Source organism: Streptomyces sp. MMG1121 (genome assembly GCF_001280015.1).
Taxonomy (GTDB): domain Bacteria; phylum Actinomycetota; class Actinomycetes; order Streptomycetales; family Streptomycetaceae; genus Streptomyces.
The window spans coordinates 105,870-112,933 of record NZ_LGDV01000164.1 but is presented as its reverse complement, the minus strand read 5'-3'; the positions used below and the strand labels follow the sequence as shown (position 1 = coordinate 112,933).

4 protein-coding genes and 1 pseudogene are annotated in these 7,064 nt (G+C 73.4%); 1 reads left to right on the top strand and 4 read right to left on the bottom strand.

All coding sequences use genetic code 11. The features are described from left to right. Positions 1-142: pseudogene (locus tag ADK64_RS44990) on the top strand (UTP--glucose-1-phosphate uridylyltransferase); the annotation flags it as partial. 68 nt (positions 143-210) lie between these two features. Here ADK64_RS44990 and obgE read toward each other — a convergent pair. From obgE to ADK64_RS15795, 4 genes are all read right to left on the bottom strand, one after another. Continuing rightward, positions 211-1,656 (bottom strand): GTPase ObgE, encoded by a 1,446-nt coding sequence (obgE, locus tag ADK64_RS15810; protein WP_053659323.1) that lies wholly within the window; start codon positions 1,654-1,656, stop codon positions 211-213. 140 nt (positions 1,657-1,796) lie between these two features. Then, positions 1,797-2,051: a 50S ribosomal protein L27 gene (rpmA, locus tag ADK64_RS15805; RefSeq protein WP_030779398.1), complete on the bottom strand. Its 255-nt coding sequence runs from the start codon at positions 2,049-2,051 to the stop codon at positions 1,797-1,799. Positions 2,052-2,065: 14 nt separating this feature from the next. Next, on the bottom strand, positions 2,066-2,386 hold the full coding sequence (rplU, locus tag ADK64_RS15800; protein ID WP_053659321.1) for a 50S ribosomal protein L21: 321 nt from the start codon (positions 2,384-2,386) through the stop codon (positions 2,066-2,068). A 311-nt stretch (positions 2,387-2,697) separates the two neighbouring features. Next, complete coding sequence (locus ADK64_RS15795) at positions 2,698-6,897, bottom strand: Rne/Rng family ribonuclease (RefSeq protein ID WP_199829625.1); 4,200 nt, start codon at positions 6,895-6,897, stop codon at positions 2,698-2,700. Positions 6,898-7,064: the final 167 nt, after the last annotated feature.

The following is a 7,064-nucleotide window of genomic DNA, read 5'->3' as shown; positions in this document are numbered from 1 at the left end:
CCGCCGCTACGACACCGGCGACCGCGGCGACTATCTGCGTGCCATTGTCAGACTCGCGTGCGAACGTGAAGACCTGGGCCCGGACTTCCGGACCTGGCTCCGTCAGTACGTCGGCCAGGAGCTGACGGACGGCGACGACTGACGCCGGTACGGAACGCGAGAGGGCGGGCCGGAGGGAAACCTCCGGCCCGCCCTCTCGTACAGCGGATCCTAGAACGGCTCGAAGTCGTCGAACTCCCGGCCGGCCTCGTCGCGTTCGGCCTGCTGGTCCCTGCGGCGCTGGGCCGCGGGCCGGGGTGCCTCGAAGCGGTGGTCCTCGCCGCGGCGGCCCAGCATCTCGGCGCCGGCCATGACCGTCGGCTCCCAGTCGAAGACGACCGCGTTCTCCTCCGGACCGATGGCCACGCCGTCGCCGGAGCGGGCGCCCGCCTTCATCAACTGGTCTTCCACACCGAGGCGGTTGAGCCGGTCGGCGAGGTAGCCGACGGCCTCGTCGTTGTTGAAGTCGGTCTGGCGGACCCAGCGTTCGGGCTTCTCGCCGCGCACACGGAACAGCAGCTCACCGTCGACCTCCTCGCGGGTGACGGTGAAGCCCGCGTCGTCGACGGCCTTGGGCCGGATGACGATCCGCGTCGCCTCCTCCTTCGGCTTCGCGGCCCGCGCCTTGGCGACCAGCTCACCGAGCGCGAAGGTCAGCTCCCGCAGCCCGATGTGGGCGACGGCCGACACCTCGAAGACGCGGTAGCCGCGCGCCTCCAGGTCGGGGCGGACCATCTCGGCGAGGTCCTTCCCGTCCGGCACGTCGACCTTGTTCAGGACGACGATCCGGGGCCGGTTGTCGAGGCCGCCGTACTGGCGCAGCTCCTCCTCGATGATGTCGAGGTCGGAGAGCGGGTCGCGGTCGGACTCCAGGGTCGCGGTGTCCAGCACGTGCACCAGCACGCTGCACCGCTCCACGTGCCGCAGGAACTCCAGGCCGAGGCCCTTGCCCTGGCTGGCGCCCGGGATCAGCCCCGGCACGTCCGCGATGGTGTAGACGGTCGACCCGGCGGTGACGACGCCCAGGTTGGGCACGAGCGTCGTGAAGGGGTAGTCGGCGATCTTCGGCTTGGCCGCGCTGAGCACGGAGATCAGCGAGGACTTGCCGGCGCTCGGGTAGCCGACCAGCGCCACGTCGGCGACGGTCTTCAGCTCCAGGACGATGTCCTGCAGGTCACCGGGCACGCCGAGCAGCGCGAAGCCGGGCGCCTTGCGGCGGGCGGAGGCCAGCGCCGCGTTCCCGAGGCCGCCACGGCCGCCCTGCGCGGCGATGTACGACGTCCCGTGGCCGACGAGGTCCGCGAGGACGTTGCCCGCCTTGTCCAGGACGACCGTGCCGTCCGGCACCGGCAGGACCAGGTCCTCGCCGTCCTTGCCGGAGCGGTTGCCGCCCTCGCCGGGCTTGCCGTTGGTGGCCTTGCGGTGCGGTGAGTGGTGGTAGTCGAGAAGGGTCGTCACGGACTGGTCGACGGTGAGGATGACGTCGCCGCCACGCCCGCCGTTGCCGCCGTCCGGGCCGCCGAGCGGCTTGAACTTCTCGCGGTGTACGGAGGCACAGCCGTGGCCCCCGTTACCCGCGGCGACATGCAGTTCGACGCGGTCCACGAAGGTGGTCATGGTTCAGTGCCTCCAGAAGTACGGATGTTTCTCTCTTGCTTCACGCATAACACGCGAAAGGCGGACCCGCCTTCCCGAACGGGAAGTGAGGTCCGCCTCGCGAAAGCGTTCGGTGCTGAATCAGCCCTTGATCAGGTGATTCAGGCGACCGGAACGATGTTCACGACCTTGCGGCCACGGTGGGTACCGAACTCCACCGCGCCCGGCAGGAGGGCGAACAGCGTGTCGTCGCCGCCACGGCCGACACCGGCGCCGGGGTGGAAGTGGGTGCCGCGCTGGCGGACCAGGATCTCACCCGCGTTGACGACCTGACCGCCGAAGCGCTTCACGCCGAGCCGCTGGGCATTGGAGTCGCGACCGTTCCGGGTGGACGATGCGCCCTTCTTGTGTGCCATCTCTCCTCAGTCCCTTACTTCGCAGCCGTGGGGATACCGGTGACCTTGATCGCCGTGTACTGCTGACGGTGACCCTGGCGACGGCGGTAGCCGGTCTTGTTCTTGTAGCGCAGAATGTCGATCTTCTGGCCCTTGTGGTGGTCCACGACCTCGGCCTGGACCTTGATGCCGGCGAGCACCCACGGGTCGCTCGTCACGGCGTCGCCGTCGACAACGAGCAGGGTCGAGAGCTCGACCGTGTCGCCAACCTTGGCAGTGGAAATCTTGTCAACCTCAACGATGTCGCCGACAGCAACCTTGTGCTGGCGACCACCGCTGCGCACGATGGCGTACACGCGGATCTCTCTTTCGCTCGTTCAGAACCGGCACCCCCGCAGGCCAGCCACCCACACAACACACGGGCGACCTCTCCCGGCCCGCAGTGCGTCCGGGAGGATGAGGTTTACGGGGATGTGGCGCGCTCAATGACACGCCGACGGTCTAGATTACGGGGCCCGGCCGAGGGGGTCAAACCGGGCCTGGGGGTGTGGGGCGGTCACGGGGACGGCCGGGAGAGAGGGCCGCCCGTGCTCGTGCGGCCCGTCACCCGGCGCGCCGGCGCCGCCGGTGTGCGGCCGGTCGCGTGGACCGGCCGCACACCCGGGCGTCAGCCCTCGTCGGTGGCGGTGGCGGAGACCGTGGTGGTCTTCTTCGCCGTCGACTTCGCGGCGGCCGTCTTGGCGGTCTTGGCCGCCTTCTTGGCCGTCGTCTTCTTCGCGGCCGTCTTCTTGGCCGCGGTCTTCTTGACGGCAGCCTTCTTCACCGCCGCCTTCTTGGCCGTCTTGCGGGCCGCCTTCTTGGCCGGAGCCGCCTCCTCGACCGGCGCCTCGACCGCCTGCTCGGCGACCGGGGCCGGAGCCGGGGTCTCCTCCGCCGCGGCCGACGGGACGACCACGACGGCCGTCTCCTCGGACGCGGTCGGCGCGGTGGCCTTGCGCACGGCACGGCGGCGCGGGCGGGCCGGGGCGGCGCTCTCGGCGGGCGCCTCCTCGACCGGGGCGGGCGCCGCGGCGACCGGCTCCGGCTCGGGCTGCGCCACCGGCGCCTCGGCCACGGGCGCGGTCTCGGACACCGTCACCACGGACGCCTCGGCTCCCGCCGGGGAACCGGCCGGCGCCGACACCTTCCGGGTCGCACGACGACGCGTACGGCCCTTGGGCGCGGCCTCCTCGACAGCCTCGGCCTCGGCCTGCGGCGCCGGGACCGTCCGGTCCTCGACGACCGGCTCCGGACGGGCCACCGCTTCCTCGGCGGCGACGTCCGCGGCGACCGGCGCCACGACGGCCTCTTCCTTCGCGGCCTCGGCCTGCTCGGCCCTGGCCGCCCTGGCCGCCCTGGCCGTCTTCGGGGCCTTCTCCGCCTTGGGCGCACCGGCCGGAGCCGACGCCCGGCGGCTCGCCCGGCGCCGCGAACGGCCACGGGTGGCCGACGCCTCCGCCTCGGCGACGCTGCTGTACAGCTCCTCGTCCGGCGCGAACTCCGGCGCGGGCAGCGCGATGGGCTCGGCGACCTCGGCGGCCACCTCGACGACGGACTCCGTCTCGGGCTCCACGGCCTCGCCGGTCTCCACCGCCACGGCGACGGTCTCGTGCACGTGCTCGGCAGCGGCCTGCTCGTGCCCGTCACCGCCACGGCCGCGCTTCTTGCGCTTGCCGCCACCGCCACCGCCGGCCGCGCTCGGCTGCTCCATGTGCACGATGACACCGCGGCCGTTGCAGTGGACGCAGGTCTCGGAGAAGGACTCCAGCAGGCCCTGGCCGACCCGCTTGCGGGTCATCTGGACCAGACCCAGCGAGGTCACCTCGGCCACCTGGTGCTTGGTCCGGTCCCGGCCCAGGCACTCCAGCAGTCGCCGCAGCACCAGATCCCGGTTGGACTCCAGCACCATGTCGATGAAGTCGATCACGATGATGCCGCCGAGGTCGCGCAGCCGCAGCTGGCGCACGATCTCCTCGGCCGCCTCCAGGTTGTTCCTGGTGACCGTCTCCTCCAGGTTGCCGCCCTGGCCGGTGAACTTGCCGGTGTTGACGTCGACGACGACCATCGCCTCGGTCCGGTCGATCACCAGCGAGCCGCCACTGGGCAGCCAGACCTTGCGGTCCAGCGCCTTGGCGAGCTGCTCGTCGATCCGGTACGTGGCGAAGACGTCGACCTCGGAGGTCCACTTCGACAGCCGGCCGGCGAGGTCGGGCGCAACGTGCGAGACATAGCCGTGGATGGTCTCCCAGGCGTCGTCACCGCTGACGACGACCTTGGTGAAGTCCTCGTTGAAGATGTCGCGGACGACCCGGACGGTCATGTCCGGCTCGCCGTACAGCAGCGTCGGCGCGTTGCCGCTCTTGGCCTTCTTCTGGATGTCCTCCCACTGCGCCTGCAGCCGCTCGACGTCCCGGCGCAGCTCCTCCTCGCTCGCGCCCTCGGCGGCGGTGCGCACGATGACGCCCGCGTCCTCGGGGACGATCTTCTTGAGGATGGTCTTCAGCCGGGCCCGCTCGGTGTCGGGCAGCTTGCGGCTGATGCCGGTCATCGAGCCCTCGGGGACGTACACGAGGTAACGGCCGGGCAGCGAGACCTGGCTGGTCAGACGCGCGCCCTTGTGTCCGATCGGGTCCTTCGTCACCTGGACGAGCACGGGCTGGCCGGACTTGAGGGCGGACTCGATGCGACGCGGGCCGTTGGCCATGCCCAGCGCCTCGAAGTTGACCTCACCGGCGTACAGGACGGCGTTGCGGCCCTTGCCGATGTCGATGAAGGCGGCCTCCATCGACGGCAGCACGTTCTGCACCTTGCCCAGGTACACGTTGCCGACGTACGAGGTCGACTGCTCCTTGTTGACGTAGTGCTCGACGAGCACGCCGTCCTCCAGGACGCCGATCTGCGTGCGCTCGCCGTGCTGGCGCACGATCATCACGCGCTCGACGGCCTCGCGGCGGGCCAGGAACTCGGCCTCGGTGATGATCGGAACGCGTCGGCGCCCCTGCTCACGGCCTTCGCGGCGGCGCTGCTTCTTGGCCTCCAGCCGGGTCGAGCCCTTGATGGACTGCACCTCGTCGGACGGCTCGCTGGGCTTGCGCGGCTCGCGGACCTTGACGACCGTACGCTCCGGGTCGCCCTCGTCGGGCTCGGTGTCGGCGCCGGTGTCACCGGCACGGCGCCGACGACGACGGCGCCGGCGGCTGGAGCTGGAGCCGCCGGACTCGTCGCCACGAGCCTCCTCGGCGTCCTCTTCCTCCTGCTCGGCGGTGTCCTCGGCGTCCTGCGCGGCCTGTTCGGCGATCAGCTCGTCGCCCTCGCCCTCGGCGGCCTCACCGCGACGGCGGCGACGGCCGCCACGACGGCGACGGCGACGGGAGCCGGACTCCTCGAAGCCGTCGGCGCCCTCGGTCTCGTCGGCCTCCTCGCCCTCGGCGAGGTCCTCGACGGACTCGGCGGCCTCCTCCGTCTCCTCTTCCACGGCGGGGGCCTCGACGGCCTGCGGCTCCTCGACGGCACCTCGGCGACGGCGACGGCGCGGGGCGGCCTCGGCGCGCTCCTCCGCCTGCTCCGCGGTCTCCTCCGTACCGGCGGCCTCGGCCGCGGCCTCGGCGGCGGCGCGCTGCGGGGTCTGGAACTTCGGCTCGGCGAACACCGGCGCCTGGAAGACGGCGACGGCGGGCCGGGCCGGGCGGCGCGTGGACTCGGCCTCGTCGGCCTCGTCGGCTTCGGCAGCCGCGGCGGCCTTGGCGCGAGCGGACCGCGCGGGCTCGGAGAACCCGGACGCGGCACGCACGACCCGACGCCGGGAACGACGCGGGGCGGTCTCCTCGGCCGGGGCCTCGGCGACGGCCTCGACGGCCTGCGGCTCCTGGGCGGCGGCCTCCTCGGCCACGGGTGCCTCGTCCGGCGCGGGGCCGCCGGCGGGCGCGGACACCCGGCGGGTGGCACGCCGACGACTGCGCCGCGAAGCGGCCTCGTCGGCGGCGGGGGCGGCTTCCTCCACGGCGGGAGCGGCGGCCTCTGCGACCTCGGCGGCCGCCGGGGCCTCCTCGGCGGCCTGCGGAGCCCCGGCGGGCGCGGCCGCACGGCGCGTGGCCCGGCGACGCGGACGCGCGGCGGGCTGCTCCTCCTCGGCCCCCGCGGCCCCTGCGGTCTCCTGCGGTGCCGGCTCGGCCGCTACGACGGCCTCGACGGCCTCGGCGGACGACGGCGCCCCGGCGGGCGCGGAGGAACGACGGGTCGCGCGACGACGCGGACGCGCGGCGGCAGGGGCCTCCTCGGCGGCAGGCACCTGAGCGGCCTCGCCAGCCTCGGCGGCGGGCTCGACGGCGGGGGACGCCTCCGCCTCGGCGGGGGGCGTGGAAACGGTGCGCGTGGCCCGGCGACGGGTGCGGCGCGGTGCGGCCTCCTCGCCGACGACGACCTCGCCACCGTCGGTCACGGCAGCGGCCTTCTCGGTCTCGGTGGCAGCGGACGCGGCCGGTACGGCGGCCTCGACGGCCTCGGTGGACGAGGGTGCCCCCGCGGGGGCGGACGCCCGTCGCGTGGCCCGGCGACGCGGACGCGCGGCGGCAGGGGCCTCCTCGGCGGCAGGCGCCTGAGCGGCCTCGCCAGCCTCGGCGGTCTCCTCGACCTCGTCGGTCACAAGCTGCTCAGCAGCCTCGTCCGCCTCGTCGGCCGGTATGGCCGGCACGGTCGCCTCGGCGGATGCCTCGGCCGCGGCCGGCGGCCCCGCCGGGCGGGATGCGGCACGGCGACGCCTGCGCGGCGGCAGGGTGTCGCTGGGCGTGTTCAGTTCGGAACCCTCTGCGGGTTCGGTCGGTTCGAGCATGCGGGCGTTTCTCCCGTCAGGCTCCCGGGCGCCGCGCCTGGTCCGGCGACGGCCTCGAAGGGCCGTCCGCCGTTGACGTCCGCGGCCCGCGCGATGCGCTATGGCCGCCGTCCGGGGCGCGGGCGCCGCACGGGAGCACTCTGTGTCCTGTCTCGCCGGTTCCGTAC

Bases quoted from the DNA above. Each gene is read 5' to 3' on its own strand.
- rpmA (WP_030779398.1), bottom strand. From the start codon at position 2,051: ATGGCACACAAGAAGGGCGCATCGTCCACCCGGAACGGTCGCGACTCC.
- ADK64_RS15795 (WP_199829625.1), bottom strand. From the start codon at position 6,897: ATGCTCGAACCGACCGAACCCGCAGAGGGTTCCGAACTGAACACGCCC.
- obgE (WP_053659323.1), bottom strand. From the start codon at position 1,656: ATGACCACCTTCGTGGACCGCGTCGAACTGCATGTCGCCGCGGGTAAC.